Annotated in this window: 22 protein-coding genes and 1 pseudogene; 15 read left to right on the top strand and 8 right to left on the bottom strand. The window is 32.6% G+C overall.

Translation table 11 applies throughout. The features are described from left to right. Positions 1-37 precede the first annotated feature (37 nt). Complete coding sequence (locus tag JF53_RS06750) at positions 38-649, bottom strand: hypothetical protein (protein WP_047982125.1); 612 nt, start codon at positions 647-649, stop codon at positions 38-40. 3 nt (positions 650-652) lie between these two features. Further along, positions 653-1,183 (bottom strand): sigma-70 family RNA polymerase sigma factor, encoded by a 531-nt coding sequence (locus JF53_RS06745; protein ID WP_047982124.1) that lies wholly within the window; start codon positions 1,181-1,183, stop codon positions 653-655. Between the two features lie 526 nt (positions 1,184-1,709). On the opposite strand from JF53_RS06745, the pseudogene JF53_RS06740 reads away from it, so the two are divergent. From JF53_RS06740 to JF53_RS06715, 6 genes and pseudogenes are all read left to right on the top strand, one after another. After that, positions 1,710-2,272, top strand: a pseudogene (locus JF53_RS06740) (recombinase family protein). A 124-nt stretch (positions 2,273-2,396) separates the two neighbouring features. After that, positions 2,397-3,341: an NUDIX domain-containing protein gene (locus JF53_RS06735; protein WP_047982137.1), complete on the top strand. Its 945-nt coding sequence runs from the start codon at positions 2,397-2,399 to the stop codon at positions 3,339-3,341. A gap of 48 nt (positions 3,342-3,389) precedes the next feature. Beyond that, positions 3,390-3,872 (top strand): NUDIX domain-containing protein, encoded by a 483-nt coding sequence (locus tag JF53_RS06730; RefSeq protein WP_053071991.1) that lies wholly within the window; start codon positions 3,390-3,392, stop codon positions 3,870-3,872. Between the two features lie 663 nt (positions 3,873-4,535). Beyond that, entirely contained in the window at positions 4,536-5,504 is a 969-nt protein-coding gene (locus JF53_RS06725) for a tyrosine-type recombinase/integrase (RefSeq protein ID WP_047982120.1), read from the top strand. Positions 5,505-5,624: 120 nt separating this feature from the next. After that, a complete protein-coding gene (locus tag JF53_RS06720) occupies positions 5,625-6,227 on the top strand; it encodes an RNA polymerase sigma factor (protein WP_047982119.1) in 603 nt (200 codons plus the stop codon). Between the two features lie 29 nt (positions 6,228-6,256). Continuing rightward, positions 6,257-6,847: a hypothetical protein gene (locus JF53_RS06715; RefSeq protein WP_047982118.1), complete on the top strand. Its 591-nt coding sequence runs from the start codon at positions 6,257-6,259 to the stop codon at positions 6,845-6,847. Here the strand turns inward: JF53_RS06715 and JF53_RS06710 are convergent. After that, on the bottom strand, positions 6,817-7,290 hold the full coding sequence (locus JF53_RS06710; RefSeq protein WP_053071983.1) for an ImmA/IrrE family metallo-endopeptidase: 474 nt from the start codon (positions 7,288-7,290) through the stop codon (positions 6,817-6,819). The genes JF53_RS06715 and JF53_RS06710 overlap by 31 nt on opposite strands. 247 nt (positions 7,291-7,537) lie before the next feature. Here JF53_RS06710 and JF53_RS06705 point away from each other — a divergent pair, with 247 nt between their 5' ends. The 4 genes from JF53_RS06705 (at position 7,538) to dcm (ending at position 11,639) form a co-directional block, all read left to right on the top strand. Continuing rightward, positions 7,538-8,209, top strand: coding sequence for a hypothetical protein (locus JF53_RS06705; RefSeq protein ID WP_047982117.1), 672 nt, complete (start codon positions 7,538-7,540; stop codon positions 8,207-8,209). A gap of 192 nt (positions 8,210-8,401) precedes the next feature. Beyond that, entirely contained in the window at positions 8,402-8,962 is a 561-nt protein-coding gene (locus JF53_RS06700; protein ID WP_053071981.1) for a type II toxin-antitoxin system PemK/MazF family toxin, read from the top strand. Between the two features lie 430 nt (positions 8,963-9,392). Beyond that, positions 9,393-10,589: a phospholipase D-like domain-containing protein gene (locus JF53_RS06695; protein WP_047982115.1), complete on the top strand. Its 1,197-nt coding sequence runs from the start codon at positions 9,393-9,395 to the stop codon at positions 10,587-10,589. Between the two features lie 78 nt (positions 10,590-10,667). Beyond that, positions 10,668-11,639 (top strand): DNA cytosine methyltransferase, encoded by a 972-nt coding sequence (gene dcm, locus JF53_RS06690; protein ID WP_047982114.1) that lies wholly within the window; start codon positions 10,668-10,670, stop codon positions 11,637-11,639. Between the two features lie 103 nt (positions 11,640-11,742). Here the strand turns inward: dcm and JF53_RS06685 are convergent, their stop codons facing one another. Both JF53_RS06685 and JF53_RS06680 read right to left on the bottom strand, forming a co-directional pair. Then, positions 11,743-11,997, bottom strand: a complete 255-nt coding sequence (locus JF53_RS06685) for a hypothetical protein (protein ID WP_047982113.1) — start codon at positions 11,995-11,997, stop codon at positions 11,743-11,745. Next, complete coding sequence (locus JF53_RS06680; protein ID WP_047982112.1) at positions 11,981-12,748, bottom strand: ParA family protein; 768 nt, start codon at positions 12,746-12,748, stop codon at positions 11,981-11,983. The genes JF53_RS06685 and JF53_RS06680 overlap by 17 nt, the downstream gene beginning before the upstream one ends. 535 nt (positions 12,749-13,283) lie before the next feature. Between JF53_RS06680 and JF53_RS06675 the strand changes: the two genes are divergently transcribed. Together JF53_RS06675 and JF53_RS17430 are read left to right on the top strand one after the other, a co-directional pair. Continuing rightward, entirely contained in the window at positions 13,284-13,475 is a 192-nt protein-coding gene (locus JF53_RS06675) for a ribbon-helix-helix domain-containing protein (RefSeq protein ID WP_047982111.1), read from the top strand. Between the two features lie 32 nt (positions 13,476-13,507). Beyond that, on the top strand, positions 13,508-14,452 hold the full coding sequence (locus JF53_RS17430; protein WP_047982110.1) for a replication protein: 945 nt from the start codon (positions 13,508-13,510) through the stop codon (positions 14,450-14,452). 240 nt (positions 14,453-14,692) lie between these two features. Here JF53_RS17430 and JF53_RS06665 read toward each other — a convergent pair whose 3' ends face one another. Beyond that, positions 14,693-15,298: a hypothetical protein gene (locus JF53_RS06665; RefSeq protein ID WP_047982109.1), complete on the bottom strand. Its 606-nt coding sequence runs from the start codon at positions 15,296-15,298 to the stop codon at positions 14,693-14,695. 90 nt (positions 15,299-15,388) lie between these two features. Beyond that, complete coding sequence (locus JF53_RS06660) at positions 15,389-15,688, bottom strand: DUF3847 domain-containing protein (protein WP_047982108.1); 300 nt, start codon at positions 15,686-15,688, stop codon at positions 15,389-15,391. Between the two features lie 328 nt (positions 15,689-16,016). Here JF53_RS06660 and mobQ point away from each other — a divergent pair, with 328 nt between their 5' ends. Further along, complete coding sequence (gene mobQ / locus JF53_RS06655) at positions 16,017-16,952, top strand: MobQ family relaxase (RefSeq protein WP_053071979.1); 936 nt, start codon at positions 16,017-16,019, stop codon at positions 16,950-16,952. Between the two features lie 67 nt (positions 16,953-17,019). On the opposite strand, the gene JF53_RS06650 is transcribed toward mobQ, so the two are convergent. Then, entirely contained in the window at positions 17,020-19,986 is a 2,967-nt protein-coding gene (locus tag JF53_RS06650; protein WP_047981746.1) for a Tn3 family transposase, read from the bottom strand. Positions 19,987-20,380: 394 nt separating this feature from the next. Between JF53_RS06650 and JF53_RS06645 the strand changes: the two genes are divergently transcribed. Further along, entirely contained in the window at positions 20,381-20,881 is a 501-nt protein-coding gene (locus tag JF53_RS06645; protein ID WP_047981747.1) for a matrixin family metalloprotease, read from the top strand. Positions 20,882-20,905: 24 nt separating this feature from the next. Further along, a complete protein-coding gene (locus tag JF53_RS06640; RefSeq protein WP_047981748.1) occupies positions 20,906-21,499 on the top strand; it encodes a hypothetical protein in 594 nt (197 codons plus the stop codon). Positions 21,500-21,506: the final 7 nt, after the last annotated feature.

Below are 21,506 nucleotides of genomic sequence, written 5' to 3'. Positions count from 1 at the left end.
AAAAAATAAGTAACCAAAGAGATCATGATCTCTTTGGTTACTTAGCTTCATAAATATTTAAGTACTTTTCTTTAATTTCCTCTCTCTCTTTTTCCCCGTTAATAACAATACTTCCACCAACTGGAATAATGGTCTTTGTATTATTATCTTCACCATTTATAGTAGCGAATAAGTAAGTACTATTTTCTTTAAGAAGTTCATCACCTTCCATTAGAAATAAGTCATTTCCCTCGTATCCGCCAATTTGATTAATAACTTCAGATTCACTTAAATTCCCCTTAATGTTCACTATCTCATTTATCTCATATTTTGTTTCAGGATAGTTATTTTTAATCGTCTCTGCTGTTCTTTTTACAGTCCCGATAAATACATTATCTGCAAATTCAACAACAGCTTTAGGATCATTAATATCAATAACGTAATCAGACTCTATAGTTCTTAAATTTGGATTGCTTGGCGGATTATCGTTATTAAAATATAGCATACTTAAAAATATTAGAAAAACTGGAATCGCTATTGCAAATACAGGATAGATATTTCTTTTTTTACGAGGCATTTCTGATTTCGCAAGATTTATCCCTATTTCTCTTTTACGTTTTATGTCTTCGGGAATGGTGATTTTATCTAATTCTTGTTTAACCTTATTCATTCTTTATCCCTCCATTATATCATTTCGTAATTTCTTTAAAGCTCTATATAATGTAGTTTTGACAGTTCCTAGAGGCATTTCTAATATCTCCGATACTTGCTTTATTGTTAAGTCATTATAGAATCTTAAAATAATCACTGTTTTTTCAATAGGTTCTAACTGATGGATTAGATCGTCTAAAGTAATTTTCCGAACTATGTTGTCAGTAAAATCTTCTGTGTCCTCGCTTACCAGAGCCATATTTTCTATATCAATATCTTTATCAATTATCTGATTTTTTTTCTGAGCACGAATAAAATCTAGTGAACAATTTATCGCAATTTTTATTAACCAAGTTTTTAAATACTGATTTTCCTTTAGATTTTTAATTGACTTAAATGAACGATATGCGGTTTCTTGAAGTACATCTAAAGCAGCATCTTGATTGCCAACATACACATATGCAACTTTATATAAATCCGATTCATATTTTTCGAATATTTTAGTAAATGCTTTTTCATCACTATTCTGTGCTTTTTTAATAAGAGCCTTCAAAAATTACACCTCCTTGAATTATTACCTTCTATATATTAGACGGTAATATTAGTATTTTAGCTTTATTTTTTATGAAATAGAAAAATTTCACTATCTATTTATAATTATTAAGTACCCTTATTCAAAGGGTTTTTGATGATATTAAAAATACAACTTTTAATTCAGTATGTAACTAATGGCTTATTTTATTATTGTTTACAGCGATCCAATTGTATTTGCTGTTAAATAAGGACTAAAGGGAGTATTTTAATCAATCTTTTTTCTAAAGTACAACTCAATATTTTAGTGGAACTAACCCGTCGCTAATTCAAAGCAGATACTTATAAAATATGGTAATACCCTAACTGAATATTATTTAATCATTGTCACAAAAATGGTCGTTTTTGTGACAAGAACAATTGTGCAATATTAGAGATCAGAAAATAGCAATCTAGTTGTAACAAAAATGTGTAACAAAATCAATCTGTAACTTTATTAATCAAATTGCGTTTTTGATACAATGAAATAAAAAAGGATGTGAAATTAGATGAAGTTTGGATACATGAGAGTGTCCACTATGGATCAAAACTTAGATCGTCAGGAACAAGAATTAAAAGACTTCGGCTGCGAGCAAATATTTTATGAAAAAATCACTGGCGTTAAACGGAACCGGCCAGAACTAAACCGAATGTTAGAATTTCTTCGTACAGGAGATACCGTAGTAGTTACAGATCTTACCCGACTTTCTCGTTCAACAAAAGACTTGATTGAGATTGCAGAATTGATTTCTAACAAAGGAGCGAATTTGAAAAGTTTAAAAGAATCTTGGCTCGATACAACAACAGCGCATGGGAAAATGCTATTTACTGTCTTTGCAGGAATTGCTCAATTTGAGCGAGACCTAACCTCCGAACGGACAAAGGAAGGTATTATGGCAGCAAAAAAATTATGGCAGCAAAAAAACGTGGTAAATTTCCGGGAAGACCTCCAATAGATAAAGAAAAATTAAATTACGCATTTTATCTTGTTGAACAAGGGATAACACTTACAGAAGCTGCAGAAAAAGCTGGTGTCTCTAGAATGACACTATATCGAAAAATGAAAAAATAAAAATTTCATAGCCCATAAAGAAGGGAGCGTCGGGAAAATGTGCTTAGCGTTGTAAATCCGCATTTTCCTGACACTACCCCTTCAAGTAAAAAACAAATTAAATACGCTTCCAACCCGTAGCAAATTGAAACTTTTTAAACAGATAAATTACTATTTTGATACTGATGACTTTTTTTATTATAGGAATAATTGGTCATGTAAATTACGAGACGTATCAAATAAAACATTCTTCATTTTAAAACAAGAAACAAAAAAAGAATTAAATCGAAGAGAAGCTGATGAGTATCAATTAGAAATTTCGACTGAGGAAAAGGATAAATTTGTTCTATTTGGTGTACTTCCTAATAATGTACAAGACTTAATATCAAAACTTTATTTAAAAAAAGATATAAGATTTTTAGGATGTCTTCAAACTAATAGATATTGTTACGAAATGAATGAATTTACAATCTTTCTTGATGAGAATATATATTTAGAAAAAAAAGACTATGAAGTAGAGATTGAGATGCTAAATAATAACTCTAAGGTTTCTATTCCTAGTTGGTTGAAGCAAATATTAGTTGGAGAATCAAAGAGCAAATATAGAAGATTTACAGATTTATTTACAAATGGAAAAAGAGGCGATTTAATTCGAGTACAAGTATCTGGAATTGTTAAAAACTCTCAAGATGAAGTTCTTTTTATCAGAAAAAATAAACCAAGCTCTTCAATACATAACAAGCTAATTCCTCCCGGAGGTCATGTTGAATTTGGAGAAACCCCCGATAAAGCTGTTATACGTGAAGTTCAGGAAGAAACTGGATTAATAATGGTTAATCCTATTCTTACGGGAATTGTTACTTTTATTAGCAAAGAAAAAATGGAACAGTCTGTATGTTTATTTTATAAGGGAGAGGGGGAAGGCGATCTCCATAAAAAAGAAATGCATTTAGATTCTATGTGGGTAAGTTTAGAAAAATTGGAATCTGAACAAGACGTACCAATCTATCACAAAGAAATTATTTTTAACAGTATTTCTGAAGAAAAAGTATCTTACCTTACAATTTCAGATGAAGAAAGAAAATTATAACAACTTATGATAGAATATATATATATATAATTAGAAAGTATGGTGATTATGAAAAATATTAATTATAAGTTTTGGAATTTAATAGTAATTGTGAAAGATAATAATATTTTATTAATAAATAGAAATAAAGGAGATTTCTTTGGACTAGTACCTCCTGGGGGGAAAATTCAATTTCCGGAAACCTTCGAAGAGTCTGCAAAGAGAGAGGTACTTGAAGAAACAGGACTCACTTTAAATAATTTACAACTTGAAGGATTATCTGGGTATATCAATGAAAAGAAAGGTGAACAATTTATCTATATTGATTACTATTCAGATGACTTTTCAGGAGTGCTAAAAAGAGAAGGAGAAGAAGGAGAGTGTGATTGGTATCCCATATCTGAATTTGAAAATTTGGATATTCATCCAGACATAAAAACAAGAATCAGAAATATATTAGAAAATAACTCCTATGAATATCAAATTTTTTGGGATGAAGATACTAACTCACCTTCAGGAAAAAAAATAATAACTGGTGAAAAAATGAAATAAATATTTATAAGTAAATCCTACCTTAAATATAATAAATAGGTAGGATTTACTTATAAAATTGCCTAATGTAAGAAGCACAATGAACAACAAGGAAAATTAGATTATATTCATAATTTCGCTAGTTAAATCCATTAAAACTAAAATCTTGGAGTTGCTTTTGATCTTTTTAAAAACTTTTATAGCCATATATTGAAATCTATCATTTTACTATTTACTTCACGTTCAATCCGCCTATCTCTTTTTGATTCTTCTAAGACTTTATCAGTTAACACTTCTATTTGTTCGTTCTTGTATTCTTTCGCTTTTCTTACATATTCCTCGTAGTTTTTACAAGATGTACTGGGAAAATTGGATTCATCAATTCCTCAAATAATCCTTCATCTCCATAACACACTTCACCGTAGTATTTACTCAGCGTCATTTCTTTTTTCAATAGCAAGGTCAATTGACCTTTATACCTTAAGCATACATATTGAGTTAGTCTTCTTTAATCTATGCCGAGTACTGTCCATAATAAAACACCTGTATTTACAGATTTCTGTATTTCTGTATCAAATATATTTAGGTTAATGATACAGTTAAAGTTCCAAAAATATGATAGAATAAAAGAAAATCTAAGTATCGATAAGGGCGTTTATCGATACTTAGAAAGGGGAAAAGAGAATGTCTTTCGAATTAAAAAATATCGAAACCATGAATCTATCTACGGAAATAGTAGATCTTCATAACGCAGCCAAAAAACATTTAGAGCATTCCAAGGCGGAAAATACGAAACGAGCATACGGGTCGGATTGGCAACAGTTTGTTTCCTGGTGTGATGAGAACCATTTAGAATCCCTTCCAGCAACAGCGGAAACGGTATCCTATTACATTACATATCTAGGCAAAGAGCATAAGGCATCGACAATTAAACGAAAAATGACGGCCATTTCGCAACGGCACAAAACTGCAAGATACCCAAGTCCAACCAAGTCTGTATTGGTAAAAGGGGTTTGGGACGGCCTCCTTCGGGATATCGGAAAAAGAGAAGAAGGAAAAGAAGCGTTGTGGCTGCAGGACTTACGAAGAATTGTGGAAGTGTTACCAGAGGACCGGATTATCGGCATACGAAACCGGGCCATATTAGTTGTGGGGTGGGCAGGGGCCATGCGCCGCAGTGAAATCGTTTCGCTTAATGTGGAGGACTTAACGTTTACTCGAGACGGACTGTTGGTATTAATCCGGACCAGTAAAACGGATCAATTTGGAGAAGGGCAAGAAATTGCCTTGCCATATGGCAGTAACCCATTAACTTGCCCCGTGCGGAGTATGCAAGACTGGTTAGAAGCTTCAGGTATTACGAGTGGGGCTATTTTCAGAGGGATTGACCGTCATGGAAATATAAAGGAAAGACTTACAGATCAGTCTGTACGGTTAGTTGTGCGGAAATGTTGTGAAAAAGTAGGACTAGATCCAGATAACTATGGGGCACATAGTTTACGAAGTGGATTTTGTTCGACGGCTGCGAGGGCGGGGAAAAATGAACACCAGATTATGCGTCAAACTAGGCACCGAAAAGCTGATTCCTTAAATCGTTATATCAAATATGGAACATTATTTGAGGACAATCCTGCAAGTGGTATTGGCCTATAACAATAAAAATAAAATAATCAGATTCAAAGGAAAGATTTTCTGTTTTTAAACACATATATGTATTAGAACAAATAAATCAAACCAAAGAACTGGGTCAATACGGCGAAAGGAATGTTAGCAATGGATTTTAACGATTTGTATCATTGCTTTAAAAAGGAATCTTTTAACGATCCTATTTTAAAGAGTTTTTTACATCATTGGCTACCCAAAAAGGTCAGATATTTAGCCAATGAAACCGCGGCAACAATGGGTACTAAATTAAGAAATGACGATTACGAGGAGATAACAGGGCAATTAATTTTATTAGTATTTGAGAAGATAGATAAGATTGAACCTGGTATACCGTTTCGCTCATGGATTTGTCAGGCGATAAAATTTCTTGCAAAGAACTTTATACGAAAAAAGAAAGAAGCTCTAGTGGATACTACGGAAAACAACAATCCCATCTTTATCGAAAAGGACAAAGAATATATAAATAGTAAAAATTCATCCTTAACTGATAGACAGCAGGAAAAGTTATATGATGCAATTCAATCATTACCATCTAATTCCTACAGAGCATTTATCCTAAAATATGATGAAGGATATTCATCAAAGGAAATTGCCAACCTTCTCGGGTGGACAGTTAGTCAAGTTGACCAACGTAATCACAAGACAAAAAAGAAGCTACAAGCTGTACTGAATAAGTACTTTCCAGATTATAAAATAAAAGGGCTCTCATAAGAGCCCTAAAAATAAACGGAGTGTTAAAAATGAATAATTCTAGGTTAAATTTTGATGAAATATTAAATTCAAAAAATTTTACTAAAAAACCTAACCTATTTACAATAAATAATTTGAAAGATATTGCCAATATGTCCTCTAAAGAAAGAAAAGAAAGGATATTAGAGTTTTGTACTGAAGAAGAATTAAATGAACTTGATAGATTATCAACCAAAAATATGAATTTAGATAGTTCCACAATCATTGAATTTGCAATGGACGATATGGGATTAGATAGTGAACATCTGAGTGAAAAAGTAAAAATTAACTCTCATACTTTAAAAGAAATACTGAACGGCAAAATATTTCCTTGGAAGTTAGAGATAGACCAAGTTTTAAATCTGTTAAGCACTCTCAATATACCAGTTAATGATTTTATTAATGGAATGAGAGAAAAATCAATAATTATTTCTAATAAAGATATAAATATATCTGTTCCTCACTTACCTAGAGCTAAAGGATTAACTAAGAAGCAACAGTATAAAGCTATGGTAGATATGGAAAAGCAAATTTTAATTCAGGACGAAGAGAAAGAAAGAGAAGAGTTTATTCAAACTCTTAGGAAATTCGTTAATTTATAAATTTCAATTCTTACCCATAAGGCTTGGTTACTAACTTGAAACATTTTTTGTATATCTTTTAAGGGGGTACCTTTTTTTATCTGTTCCGATAATAAATGTTCCGGAAGAAGCAATGATCCTGCAAACTCATCTGCTTCAGGCTCTATAAAAGACTTACCTGTATCTCGATCTTCATATTCCCAAGGATTTATATGATGCTGTAGAATAAAGTGCCCTAGCTCATGGGCAACTGAGAACCTACGTCTAAATAGATTAGTTTCCAGTCTATTCACAGTTATTCTCATTTTCTGGGGATCGAATTTTGCATCAATATCCATCTCAGATGAGACTTCCCGAAGTTCAAGACCAGATTTAAACACTAAATCATCAACAGGAATAGGGGGAGAATAATTATTTTTTTTGATTAGATCCTTGGTAATACGTCGAATATATGCTGTCCGCATCTTCGATTCAACTCCTCTAAATATAAAGTATAGATATTAGCCACCCAAATTTAAAAATAGGGTGGCTAATTTTTTTCAGAAAAAGAAAGATTTAATATCTTCAAATACATATAAGTAATGAAAGCCGAAGTTGACCCTGGATGAAATTAGAAAGAGGTGTAGCACATGAAGTAAAGTCTATGTATATCCTTAGTACTTATAATCTATCAAACAGACAAGTCCTAAAAATACCAAGGGAGAGATTTATATGCCAAATATTAAATTACAAGACGTTATGATTTTTGTTAATGGTACTTCTCGTTATAACAAAAATAGTTTTGATACTGTTTTAGTTAAAACACTTTTACACTCGGACGAACCTATTAAAGATGAATATTACGTTCCGAGTGGTATAACAGCAAATCCAGAGCTATTTAAAATTTTGGATTTGCAAGGATTGGAAATAACACCTTTTAAAGCAAGCACCCTTATTGAAGGGACAGAAGATATTCAGGAACAAGCGCTCAACGGAAATCCCTCAGAAACTTTAAGTGACGCAGCAAAGTTACTACTTCTATCGTTATTAAAAAAATCACAACTTGTCCCTGTAGCTGGATCTAATAACACTTACGAATTAACATATGAGTATAAAATATTTCCAGTTGAACCTAACTCAAACAGTTATGAATTTGAAATTCGTGTACCATTTGATGGCTTAGGAATTCATCCACAAGGTGGAAGAGTCGAAGTTACCGTTATTTTACCTAGAATGGTAGAATTAGATGGCAGTTTAACAAAAGGTATTGACGAACAAGGGGCTGAAATTAACGAGGTATCTTATCCTGTCCCTAACGTTAATAGACAAGTTGTAACATTTTCCTATCAAAAAGACCCTCTATTCACAATTCGATATAATCATAAACAACCATTGCAAAACTAAAATATATAAAAATCCCTGGTGTATTCAATATACTAGGGATTTTCTTTATTTAAAATAATTTCTATCATTTACATTCTATCATAAAATAAAAATAGCTATAATTCGTAATCCTATAGTTACAAAAAAATTTCCATACCAATTCTAACATTATAAATGTATAATTTTTATATAATAAGAAAAGGGGAGAAAGTCTTGACACATAATGACCCACTAGAACAAAAAAAAATAGAAATACTAAACAATGAATTATCTAGTATAATTACTAATCTAAAACAGAAAGATTTTAGAAAAACTCTATCGACTATAAAATCTATTCCAAAAAAATGTGAATTAGATCAAGTTTCTAAAGCTCACGCTATTCAAAAAAGAAATGATCCTAAAAAATTACACCCTACCCGCCCTGCGAGAGGTGATGTATATAATGTGATTATTTTGGACGATAATGTAGGTAGAGAACTAATTGGAAACCATTTATGTGTTGTTATATCCAATAAAAAGAAAAATATATATTCTGAAAAAGTCAATGTTGTTCCAATTGAAGGAGACGGCAATGTAATAGATCCAAAAAACAATATTAAATTAACAAATGATGATATGGCGTCGGGGGCATTAGATAAAGATCCTTCAAAAATAATTGCCGCTGATATTATGACAATTGATAAAGCGCGGTTAGACATTAGAATCGGAACACTAAAAAACTATAAATTAAATGAAGTTATTGAAATGGTTAAAGCACAAATAGGAATTAAATAATAAATTTCTTGATTTTAACATTTTGATGTTGTACAATTTAATTAAGTTAATAACTTAATAACTTAATAACTTATCAAGCCTTAATAGGCACTGGGCTTATATAATAAGCTTTTCAAGTTAGAGTCAATGGATTCCTAGAGAACTATTGACTCTTTCACATTTATGAATGATTTTGCATATATTTACATATAAATATAAACGTATAGTTTTATCAAGCCTTAATAGGCACCGGCTCTATAATATGAGCTTTTTCAACTATACGAAGAGGATGGCATATTGCTATCCTCTTTTTTGTTACTCCTCCTCAGTCACGAACATTCATTTAATTAAATATAACAAATTTTCGCTAGATATAGGGATATATGTATTGGATTATTTTTGCTACAATATTAAAATAGAATTGTTTAATAACGAATGGAGTCAAATAATTATGGGCGATCAATTCTTTCAACTACAAAACAAATATAGTCAAGAGCTTTATATAGAATTGCTTACAATCACAGGATCTCTATCCAGATTATTCGCTGAAAGTAATAATCCTTTTCTTTACTATAGGGCTGCAGAAAATATATTCTGTAAAGCATTTAACGCAGATAACTTATCTAGAGGCGATGTTTCTGCAGATGCTTCAAAGGACAAATTAGGTATTGGTTTAAAAACATTCCTACAAAATAATGGGAAAACATTTCAGAAAGTAGCAGAGTTTAATCGAGAGCTTCAAGAATTCAAGGATCTGGAAGGCTTAGACTTAATAATTAAAATAGCAGAAATGCGAAATGAACGTATTAGAATGACGAAGAGAACATTTGATTTAGAAGGTATGATTTATCACCTTGTAACTAGAAGTAAAAATAAAATGTTATTATTCGAAGAACTTATGGATGAAATTGATTTAGACTCTATTAAAATTGATAAGGGAAATTCAAATAATAACACAATAAAATTTGCTGATAAATATAATGAATATACTTTTTCTCTTTCTAAAAGTACGCTATTAAAAAGATTTATAACCCCTGAGGATAAGGCTTTAAAATTATTTAATGTTACTATTTATGATGATCCATTTGAGTTTTTATTAAAAAGCAAAAACGAACTAATGGAACAATCAAAATCTCTAGCATCAGTTGAGTATGATAATTATGTTATATTACCTCTTTACAGCCCAAGAACTGGGGAAGTAGAAAGTAAATCTGGCTTAAATGCTTGGAACGCCGCCCCTAGATCTAAAGGTGGTCCTCGTAGACCACATAACGAGGTATATATTATTGTTCCTACATGGATTCATGAAGCTAAACCAAATTTCTTCAATTACCGAAAGGGAATGGATTTAAAAGAAGTTCCTCATTTTCAGGTAACCTTACCAAACAAGAAAAAACTAACCATGAAGCTAGTCCAACAGGGAGGAAAAGCAATTAGTTCGAATCCTTTAACTGACTTAGGAGAATGGATATTAAGGGATGTTTTAAATCTAGCTCCCGGTACTCTAGTAACCAGAAGTATGTTAAATACAATAGGAATTGATAGTGTGAGGCTATCGAAGGTATCGGAAACTGAATTCTTGTTAGACTTTACTGAAACAGGTACTTACGAAGAATTTGAACAACTATATTTAGAAACGAACAATTAGCCATTGTTCGTTTTTTTATTGTATAATAACTATTATTCTATTATTTTTGCGGCGCGCCGCAAATGGAGGTTATTCAAATTGAAGGCAATAGGATTATTTGCAGGTGTTGGTGGCATTGAGCTAGGTTTCAAACAAAATGGAATTGAAACCATATGGGCAAATGAAATTGATGAAAAAGCTAGTATAACATACAAATTAAATCATGATCATGAGCTTATAGCCGAAGATATTAATAATGTTGATAGTGATGATATTCCTGATATGGATATATTACTTGCGGGTTTCCCTTGCCAAGCTTTTTCGATTGCAGGATATAGAAAAGGTTTTGAAGATGAAAGAGGAAACGTGTTCTTCCAAGTAGCAAGAATTTTAAGGGACAAAAGGCCTCAAGTAGTATTTCTTGAAAATGTTAAAAATATGGTCAGCCATGATGGAGGTAATACATTCAGAGTCATTTTGGACACATTACATCAATATGGATACCATGTTAAGGAAAAAGTTATGAATGCATCAGAATATGGAAATGTTCCTCAAAACAGAGAAAGAATCTATATTGTTGGTTTTCTTGATAAAAATGCTTATAGAAATTTTGAGTTCCCAGATCCTATCCCATTAACTAAAACACTAAGAGATATTATTGATTTCGATACTAAAGTAGATGACAAATACTACTATACAAAAGAAAAGTACAAATTCTATGACCAATTAGAAGAAGCTATGGTTAACCCAGATACACTTTATCAATGGAGAAGAGTTTATGTAAGGGAAAACAAATCTAATCTAAGTCCTACCCTTACAGCAAATATGGGAACTGGTGGCCATAATGTGCCTCTGCTTCTAGCAAAACATGGTATTCGCAAATTAACTCCAAAAGAGTGTTTTATGTTACAAGGATTCCCCGAAGATTTCATTCTCCCAGAAGATATTGCTCAATCACATTTATATAAGCAAGCAGGAAATTCCGTGGTTGTTCCAGTTATTAATAGAATTGCACAAAATATTTACAGTGCTATATTGGAAAATCATCATTTAGAAACTGTTAGTATTTAAAAAAGAAAACAGGTGGTTCTGCTATATAACCACCTGTTTTCTTTAAATTTATTATTGGGATTCAGAACTGCATAGATGTAAACCTGTATAACTGTATATACGGTTACTTTTGATTATCTAGGTACTCATTAAGTGCATTTTCAACAATTTCTAACATGGTAGTATCATTCAATGCTGCATGAGTACGTAATCTTTTATGTAGATCAACACTTAATTCAAATGTTGCCTTTTTTACTTTTTTTTCTGTTAAAACAGACTGATTGTCATTTTTAACTATCTTTTCTAGTACATCAGAACTCCCTTTTCTTTTTGGTGCTTCTTGTGGTACTGGCCTTTTGTATTTATCCTTTAGTGACACGAGATAACAACTCCTTGATAAATTCTTCATGTACTTTTGTCGCTTGATTAATTTCTGGATTATTAAAAAATCCATAAACTGATAATCTTCCTATCGCTGCTCTACGTGGAATCACAGTATCGAAGACCAAATCTCCATACTCTTCGTTTACTAATTCTAAAAGCTCTTTGCTATCATTTCGCCTTGAATCAGACAAAGTAGCTAGTATACCAGCCACTTTCAGATTAGGATTTCCGTTATTCCTAGCACCAACAATAGAGTCCATAAATCTAGGTATGGCACTATAACTAAATTTTGCCGTTTCAAACATAATAACCACATGATCACTCGCAATAAGGGCATTAATCGTTTGGATACTTAAATTTGGTGGAGTATCTATCAATATAAAATCGTATTCATCTTTAATGGTTTCAATTGCATCCCTTAATAAAGCTGATTTAGATTTAGGACCTTTATAATCTGCAATTAACACTAAATAATCATCTGCAGCAACATAGTGTAGGTTATCCGAAGCAATTTTAATATAAGGATTTACATCTCCATATTCCATCGCTTCCTTAATTGTATCTTGATAAAATGGTTCGAGATCATCATACCCACTAATTAGCTGCGTGAGGTTGCCCTGGGAGTCCAAATCGATAGATAAAACTTTGTACCCCATTTCACTCAAAAGAAAAGCACTAAGACCACACGTTGTGGTTTTTCCAACCCCTCCTTTTTGCAAAGAGAAGGTTATAACAGTTGCAGTCATTCTTTTACCTCCATTTCTTCTATACATTAACTGTGAATACAGGTTTATGTATTAATGTATATACATTTACTATTCTACTATTTAATTTGAATTCCTGCTTTATAAAAAAATAGACTCAAATAATCTATGAACTGAGTGAGTTTAAAAATAGTAATGCAGATTATTAAAACTAGCGATAGACAGCAATGCTCAATATGAGCAAAGCCTAGATTGCCGTTATCAACAAAAAGACAAAGTGACCATGCAATACCAGAAGTTTCTACAAACCAATTCTGTAAAACTGCAAAACCATAAATACAGGTCGTCGTAGTTTGTACATAAAGTATATGTATCCTTTATGTATAAATAAGGAGACAGTTGCTTGTTATACATATATTTTATAGATATTTTATGTATAACTAGGGGTTCCTATTAAAATCCAAATCTACTTTGTAACAATTTGAAAAAAATTGTAGAAATAGTCGTTGTCGAACATCTAAAATATGTTTGACAAACATCTTTTTAATATCTAATATTAGAGAAAAGGAGGGATAATATGGCAAATGGGAAGTTTCCAGTAAGTCTTCCGAATGAACTTAAAGAAAGACTAGAGAAAATGTCGAAAGAAACTGGAATGACACAAAGTAATCTTATAAGAATGGCAACTCATAGTTTAATAGTTAATTACGAGACAAAAGGTGGCATCATATTTGCTGACTTATTAAATCCTGAACACAAAACAAAATAGTGATCTAATTATTTTTGAGAGGAGGTTTGCTAATGGGAAATGGATCAGGATTCGGCGGATTCGAATCACCAAACTTTACACAAACACCAAATGACTTTTATGACGAAATTTTATTAACAAAGAACATAACAATCGCAGAGGTTAAAATTTTAGGTTTTATGATTCGTTATACATATGGGTGGCAACGTGCAGGAAATAGCCTTCAATTCTCATTTACAGAGCTTCAAAATGCATGCCATTTAGGACGTGAAGCCGTTAATAATGGACTTAAAAAACTCTTACAAAAAAATTATATTCAACGTAAAGAAATTGACGGTCATATGAAATACCGGCTTCACATTAAAGAGTTTTCCGACTACCCATGGTCAATTGAATTCAACTGGAAAAATGTCTTTAAGCCAAATAATGTACAAGCTGAAAACGTTGATACAAAAGGGGAGTTCGATAATCGAACCAGTACCAGTTCGGAAATCGAACCAGTACCAGTTCGGAAATCGAACCAACACCAATTCGATAATCGAACCAATAAAAACTCAGGAATGGTTGAGCCACAAGGAACAGAGGACCCTCTAAATAAAGGTTTAAATAAAGAAATAAAAGAAGAAGAAATACTTAGTAAAAGAAAACAACAATTAAGTAGATTAGAAAGAAGCCTTCAAGAAAAAGGATTCAACAAAAAACAAACACAAGCTATTTTAAGCCTTTTAAGTACAAAAGATATTGATACCATCGACAGCATCAAACCATCGATAGTGGAACGTCAAATAGCTTATATGTATGCTAAAATGCAAGATGGAGAGATTGAATTTCATTCTACAGAAGGTTTAGCTAAATATTTTCTTAATGGGATGTTAGAATTAATGAACCAATCCGAAATAGTTAAGATTCATGAGCAGGAACAAATGGTTAGTAAGCAGAGAAAAAAGAAGCGTGATACATCATTCTATTACAATTGGTTAGTAGATGAGGAGAAATGAAATATGAATAAGAAGAAAAAAAAGGAAAAAGCCCATAAATAGACTTTTTCATAAACTTTAATATTCGTTAATTTAATTATACAGTAAATGTTTACTTAGTAAACATATAAAAATGAAATAATTACGATTTAGGGTTTCATTTTTGAAACGGTTTTACAGTTCAATCTTTTGCTTAGATTGCTCCTCTACATTCTGAAAATCAGAATGTGGGGGAGATTTATTATAATAAAGTTTAGCTTACTAATCACTTTCCTCATATTTAGAAAGATATAATTTCGAATATTCCCCTGTCCCAGACTCCCAGCCACCTTTGACCTTTTGATATAGGATAGATGCTAAACGACCATACATATCATTTATAATCTTTCTTGTTTCGGAAGTTATGCCTATATCTGGAGTAATATCTGAAGCTTCCAAAGGTATAGGATATCTACCCCAATAAGGAATAGCTTCTTCTATTTTTTTACATACGTCTAATTCTTCTTTAGATAGCTTTATCTCACTTATTTCTTTAATAAGATTAGTGATTTTATGAGTTTTAATTCTTTTAATTTTTCCACTTGTTATTGTTGTTGGATCATCAAAAACAATGAAACCCTTTAATAGATTTTCTATAGCAAACCCAATCAATAAAAAATAAGACCTTGATATACTTGATATCTTTCTGGATTCAAGGATTTCAGTTTTATCATGAATAATTTCAGATCTTATTGATTGATCGTTTTGTTTCCACAAAATCTCTGCCGAGTCCATTAATTCTTCAGCAAATGATAGCCATGAATCTGGGGAACCATCAACTATGAATTTAGATAATTTATTTTTTTCTTCATTGGTTAGTTTATACATATAAAACACCCCTAATAACTCATATAGATATTTAACCTTTCGTAACATAATATTTAATCAACAATTGCGCCTGATTGTTGAAGATAGTTTTTATTGTTTTTTTCTCCGTTCTTCTAGTATTTTTTGTATATCTTCAAGACTTAATTTTACTATGTTGTCTTTAGCTTTTTTGACAAAATCACTATATGCTAGTGCAATTTTTTCAGCATCTTCTTCTCCCTCAAATTCAAAATACTTTTCAAAGATTGCCCCGACCTGAATTAATCTCCTAGTTCGTTCCTTCCGCTTTTGTTCTTTAATGCGGTTTTCTAATCGTTTTTTTCGTGTCTCTAATTGATTTATTTTGATTTCTATTTCTTTTAATTTCTCTTGTCCTGTTTTTTGTGCCATTGATTCTCATTCCTTTTCGTCAGTTTTGTTCTCCTAAACTCTACTAAATCCGAGCAATTAAGTTACTAAAATTATAGCGTGAATTTGGCAGATATGCTATAATTTCCCCAACGAAGAATGAGTAAGGGCGCACTTACACACCTTTGGAAAGGTGTTGTGCGGTTGCTGTCGCAACACAAAAGCATTTGCCTTTCGGCAAAGGTAACTAACGCTACCAAGTGCTTCGCCTTACAGGCGATTCCAAAATATCACGCTCGACAGCGTGAGTAAATCAATGAACCGTAAATTTTGCGGTTCACTTAATCTAGCAGAGAAAGGAGTGAGTATCATGGCAATCTATCATTTTTCTGTCCAAGCTATTTCAAGAGGAAAGGGGCAGTCAGCAGTTGCATCTGCTTCCTATCGCAGTGGCGAAAAGCTAATGGATGAACAGACTGGTGAAGTGAAATTTTATAAGCGTGATGTTCAACCTGAAACCATGATACTTGCCCCTGATAATGCGCCTGAATGGGTGAAAGATCGTCAGCGATTATGGAATGAAGTAGAGAAAATTGAAAAGAATAAAAATAGTCGGTTGGCACGAGAAATCAACGTAGCTTTGCCAGTAGAACTTTCTCATGGCCAACAAAAAGAATTAATTAAAAACTATGCAAAAGAACAGTTTGTAGATAAGGGAATGGTTGCAGATATAGCAATACATAGAGATGATGCAAATAATCCTCATGCCCACATAATGCTTACTATTCGACCTTTTGATGAAAAAGGGGAGTGGCAAAAGCAGAAGTCTAAAAAAGAATATATCTTAGATGAAAAGGGCAATTTTACTTACAACAAGAAGGGCGAAAAGCGTACTAGAAAAACAGATTTAATCGGTTGGGATAAAAAGGAACTGGTTCAGGAATGGAGAAAAGAGTGGTCACATCATGCAAATAAGATGCTAGAACGTGAAGGAATCAATGAACGGATAGACCACCGTTCCCATAAAGAAAGAGGGCTAGAAACCCTTCCCACGCAACATGTAGGATATGTAGCGAGTGCTATGGAGAAGAAAGGTATTGAAACGGAACGTGGCAATTATAATCGTGATGTTCAAGCCTATAATGAAACTGTTGTAGATTTACAAAAATATCGTGAACAGAAGCACGAATTGGAACGTTCAAATGAACCTACAAGAGAAAATAAAGTGGAATATACCCCACAAGAAGCTACTCAACTTGAGAGTGCTGCTAAGTTCTTAAATGGTAATGTTTCCATTGAGGGGTAGCGTCAGGAAAATGCGGATTTACAACGCTAAGCCCATTTCCCCGACGATTCTTTCGTTTTTAACAACGTTAAGAAAGTTTTAGTGGTCTTAAAGAATCTAATGAGATCACTTTCTCCGAATTAAAATGGTATTCTCCTAGTAAATTAATATGTTCCCAGCCTAAAGGTGACATATGGTGCAATAAGTCTTCATTAAAACTACCTGTCTGTTTTTGGTATTCAACTGCTTTTGTTAGATGTAGAGTATTCCAGATACTGATAGCATTGATGATTATGTTTAAAGCACTCGCTCTTTGAAGCTGATGCTGTATGGTTCGTTCCCTAAGCTCGCCTTGTTTTCCGAAGAAAATAGCTCTTGCCAGTCCATTCATGGCTTCTCCTTTATTCAATCCTCTTTGTATTTTTCTTCTTAGAGATTCATCCGAAATGTAATTCAAAATAAAGATCGTTTTTTCTATTCGGCCCATTTCGCGTAAGGCTGTGGCTAAGCTGTTTTGTCTTGAATAAGAACCTAGTTTCCCCATAATAAGGGATGCTGAGACTGTTCCTTCTCTTATTGAATGAGCTAATCGCAAAACATCCCCATAATTTTCTTCAATGACCTTTGGATTTATTTGTCCACGTAAAATAGCTTCTAGCTTTGGATACTCACTTGCTTTATCTATTGTAAATAATTTTGAGTCCGATAGATCTCTTATCCTTGGAGCAAATTTAAATCCTAATAGATGGGTCAATCCGAAAATTTGATCAGTGTAACCGGCTGTGTCTGTATAATGTTCTTCTATGTTTAAATCTGTCTCGTGATGTAATAAACCATCCAAAACATGAATGGCATCCCTTGAATTAGTATGAATAATCTTTGTGTAGTAAGAAGAGAATTGATCACTCGTAAATCGATAGATGGTGGTTCCTTTTCCAGTTCCGTAATGTGGGTTTGCATCAGCATGTAGCGATGCAACTCCTAGTTGCATTCTCATACCATCTGACGAAGATGTTGTACCGTCTCCCCAATAGGAAGACAATTGTAATCTGTGATGAAAATTTACTAATACGGCTTGGGCTTTATTCATTGCATCTTCATACATGCGCCATTGAGACACATTGGCTAGTTGCTTATATGTAAGTCCGGGTGTTGCATCAGCCATCTTACTCAATCCAATATTCATTCCCATTCCTAAAAGAGCAGCCATGATAATGATCGTTTCTTCTTTATCTGGTTTTCGATTATTGGAAGCATGAGTGAATTGCTCATGAAATCCTGTTAAATAGGCAACATCCATGAGTAAATCGGTTAATTTTATTCTTGGGAGCATCTGATAAAGGCTTGCACTAATTTTTTTTGCTTCTTCTGGAACATCTTTTTCTAAGCGTGCAATTGACAGCTTTCCTTTCTCAAGAGAAACTCCGTCTAAATTGCTGGAATTGGCAGCTAACCACTTTAACCTTTCATTAAGGCTGCTGGTTCTCTCCGTTATATAATCTTCGAATGATAAACTAACTGATAATCTCGTATTCTCCTTCGTTTGATTCCATGTATCTTCTGAAAACAAATATTCCTCAAAATCTCTATATTGTCTGCTACCAACAATGGAAACATCTCCTGCCCGAACATGCTCCCGAAGTTCTGTTAAAACGGACATTTCATAGTAATGACGATTGATTGTTGTACCATCATCCTCGTATAAATGCTTTTTCCAACGTTTTGAAATAAAATCCACCGGTGAGTCATCAGGTACTTTTCGCTTTCCAGATTTGTTCATTCCCCGGATAATCTCTACAGCTTGTAAAAGTGGTTCATTTGCCTTTGTAGAATGAAATTCCAATACCCTTAATAGCGTTGGCGTATATTTTCTAAGTGAATAAAATCGTTTTTGCAGTAAGTCTAAATAATCATAGTCGGCAGGACGTGCAAGCAACTGAGCTTCTTCCACCGAAGAGACAAAGGAATTCCATTCAATAACGGATTCCAAAACCTTGAAAACGTCTAATTTTTCCTCTTTCGCTTTAATTAATGCTTGTCCAATGTTCGTAAAGTGTATAACCTTTTCGTTCAGTTTTTTACCATTTTGTTTTTGAATTTCTTCTTGAGCTTTTCGTCCCTTCGATAACAAACTTAGTATTTGTCTATCATGAATTTCAAAGGCTTTATCTGTTAACTCTTGAGTAAGATGTAATAAATAGATGGCTAATATCGAATAACGCTTGTTTTCCTGAAAGTCACGGAATGCATAAGGCTCATATCTTGAACCTAATCGAGATAGCTGTAACAGGCGATTACGATGCAAGTGACTAATTTGTACCGTCTCTAATTCAATTCCTCGTATGTATTCGAGTCGTTCTATTACTTTTAGAAATGTTTCGGGTGAAGGATGACCCGGTGGTTCCTTTAACCAACCCAATATCGTTTTATTGGATTCGATTGGATGCTGCGAAGTAATGATTTCTTCAAGCTTTTCTTTTTGCTTGTTTGTTAGAGATTGACTAACCGTATTAAACAGCTTCTTTTCAGCCATTTCTCTCGCTTCCCACACTATTCTTTCAAGTGTAGTGATAGCAGGCAGTATGATTTTGTTTTTTCTTAGAAAATCTATGCATCCATGTAATAGATGAATGGCATCACCATTCTCCAAAGCTATTTGATGAAGATGCTTAAATGTCATTCGATATTCTTTCAGAGTAAAAGTTACAAAGTCATATTCACTTCGAATTTCTTTCAAATGATCCCAAAGTGTATTTTCTCTTTGAGGATAATGACTAAGCGAAGATGGAGTGGTACCGATTTGTTTCGATATATAATGTATGACTGAATCTGGGATGCTTTTGATATGGGTGTATGGCCAACCGGGATACCTAAGAACGGCTAATTGAATAGCAAACCCTAAACGGTTTTCCACTCTCCTTCGCTTATTAATAACTTCTAAGTCCTGTTTGGAAAAAGTGTAGTAGGTTCCCAATATCCACTCATCTTCAGGAACTTGCATAAGAGCTAGTCTTTGATCTGGCGTAAGTAATTCTCTTCCCCTTGCAATTTTCATATTGTATCATCCCATCTCTGTAATCATTCAGTTTATTAGTACAATTATATATCAATAGAGTGTGATACAAGTGTAATAGGCTGATAAAATCATAGTGTCAATTTAGACGTAATTTTGCACCTGTTTTAAGCGCTATTTTGATTATAAGTAAATATAAGAATGCTATCTTTTAATAAAGGGTAGCGTCAGGAACATATATTTATATTGAGCATCTATTAGAGGAGTTTAGCTCATAAAAAGGAAAATTGATTCTATTAAAATTATATAAATATATTAAAATATAGGTATTTTGAATCTTTTGCATAATATTACTATTGTAATATACTTGTAATATACTAAATTTTTAAAAAAGGGGGATAGAGTGACTCACAATAATATATTAGGAGGTAAACGAATGAAAAAAACTATGTTATTCTTTACTTTAATATTACTTTTGATTTTTTTAAGTGTAAATCCAGTATCTGCTCATTTCATGACCGACAGAAGTAAGCATTCCGTAGATAATGGTGAAATAAGATGGGGAACATATCACGGAAGTACTAAATGGACAAGTGCTAGAAACACTGGTATTACACAATGGGATAATGAGGGAATCATCAATATTGCCGGTGATACTACTAGTACTGTAGAAGACTTATCCTTCACTGATTATTCTGCATCTGATGGTGTATTAGGCTCATGGCAAAAATATACTGGAGCCGATAGAATTAGATTTAATAATAACTATTTCAATAATATGTCTGCATGTGAAAGAAACAAAACAGCTTTACATGAATTAGGACATGCTTTAAATCTCGATCATAATAACGTTGCAGGAAGTGTTATGAAAAGTGGTTATATTTGCCAAAACTTTTTAGGGGCACATGATAAATCAGATTTAAAAGAACGTTGGTAAATTCAGATAAGGAGGTATAAGTTTATGAAAAGAAAAATTCTATTCATTCTTATAGGTATTTCTGTAATGGTTATTGGATTATTTAGTTATAACGGAGTTAATTCAAATGTCAATGCTAAAGAACATAAAGTAGAAGAAGATGTTATAGAAATCGGAGCTACATTTATGGCTGATTTTGATAACAAACAGATTTTAGCAGGTACAGTAGATTATATTTTTACTGGTAAGGTAACACAAAAGTTAGGAGAAATTGATAATCTTGCTTATCCTACTACACAATTTAAAGTAGAGGCTAATAATCAACTACAAGGAAAACTTCCTTCTAAAGAAGTGACTATTAATCAATATGGAGGGCACTTGAAGGAAGAGGTAGATGGAGAAACAATTGAAACTTTGTATTTGTTTGAAGGAGACCCTTTACTAGAAACTGGAAATGAATATGTTTTTGCTGCTAACAAACAGGAAGATGGTAGTATCCTTATAATTCCTTTGTATGGTAATACAAAAATTGAAAAGAATTCTATAAGTACGAGTGAAATATTAGATGAATTTGAGGAAGCAGTAAAAAACCCTATTATTCCTGAATTGCAGCAAAAAGTAAATGAATCAAAAAAGTAAAAAAATA

This window comes from Ornithinibacillus contaminans (assembly GCF_001038425.2).
GTDB classification, from domain to species: Bacteria; Bacillota; Bacilli; order Bacillales; family Amphibacillaceae; genus Ornithinibacillus; species Ornithinibacillus contaminans.
Note: the sequence above shows the minus strand (reverse complement) of the source record. Positions and strands in the feature narration are given on the sequence as shown.

Excerpts from the sequence above, each read along its gene's own strand:
- JF53_RS06750 (WP_047982125.1), bottom strand. The coding sequence starts at position 649 with ATGAATAAGGTTAAACAAGAATTAGATAAAATCACCATTCCCGAAGAC.
- JF53_RS06730 (WP_053071991.1), top strand. The coding sequence starts at position 3,390 with ATGAAAAATATTAATTATAAGTTTTGGAATTTAATAGTAATTGTGAAA.
- JF53_RS06725 (WP_047982120.1), top strand. The coding sequence starts at position 4,536 with ATGTCTTTCGAATTAAAAAATATCGAAACCATGAATCTATCTACGGAA.
- JF53_RS06720 (WP_047982119.1), top strand. The coding sequence starts at position 5,625 with ATGGATTTTAACGATTTGTATCATTGCTTTAAAAAGGAATCTTTTAAC.
- JF53_RS06715 (WP_047982118.1), top strand. The coding sequence starts at position 6,257 with ATGAATAATTCTAGGTTAAATTTTGATGAAATATTAAATTCAAAAAAT.
- JF53_RS06710 (WP_053071983.1), bottom strand. The coding sequence starts at position 7,290 with ATGCGGACAGCATATATTCGACGTATTACCAAGGATCTAATCAAAAAA.
- JF53_RS06705 (WP_047982117.1), top strand. The coding sequence starts at position 7,538 with ATGCCAAATATTAAATTACAAGACGTTATGATTTTTGTTAATGGTACT.
- JF53_RS06695 (WP_047982115.1), top strand. The coding sequence starts at position 9,393 with ATGGGCGATCAATTCTTTCAACTACAAAACAAATATAGTCAAGAGCTT.
- JF53_RS06680 (WP_047982112.1), bottom strand. The coding sequence starts at position 12,748 with ATGACTGCAACTGTTATAACCTTCTCTTTGCAAAAAGGAGGGGTTGGA.
- JF53_RS06675 (WP_047982111.1), top strand. The coding sequence starts at position 13,284 with ATGGCAAATGGGAAGTTTCCAGTAAGTCTTCCGAATGAACTTAAAGAA.
- JF53_RS17430 (WP_047982110.1), top strand. The coding sequence starts at position 13,508 with ATGGGAAATGGATCAGGATTCGGCGGATTCGAATCACCAAACTTTACA.
- JF53_RS06665 (WP_047982109.1), bottom strand. The coding sequence starts at position 15,298 with ATGTATAAACTAACCAATGAAGAAAAAAATAAATTATCTAAATTCATA.
- JF53_RS06660 (WP_047982108.1), bottom strand. The coding sequence starts at position 15,688 with ATGGCACAAAAAACAGGACAAGAGAAATTAAAAGAAATAGAAATCAAA.
- mobQ (WP_053071979.1), top strand. The coding sequence starts at position 16,017 with ATGGCAATCTATCATTTTTCTGTCCAAGCTATTTCAAGAGGAAAGGGG.
- JF53_RS06650 (WP_047981746.1), bottom strand. The coding sequence starts at position 19,986 with ATGAAAATTGCAAGGGGAAGAGAATTACTTACGCCAGATCAAAGACTA.
- JF53_RS06645 (WP_047981747.1), top strand. The coding sequence starts at position 20,381 with ATGAAAAAAACTATGTTATTCTTTACTTTAATATTACTTTTGATTTTT.
- JF53_RS06640 (WP_047981748.1), top strand. The coding sequence starts at position 20,906 with ATGAAAAGAAAAATTCTATTCATTCTTATAGGTATTTCTGTAATGGTT.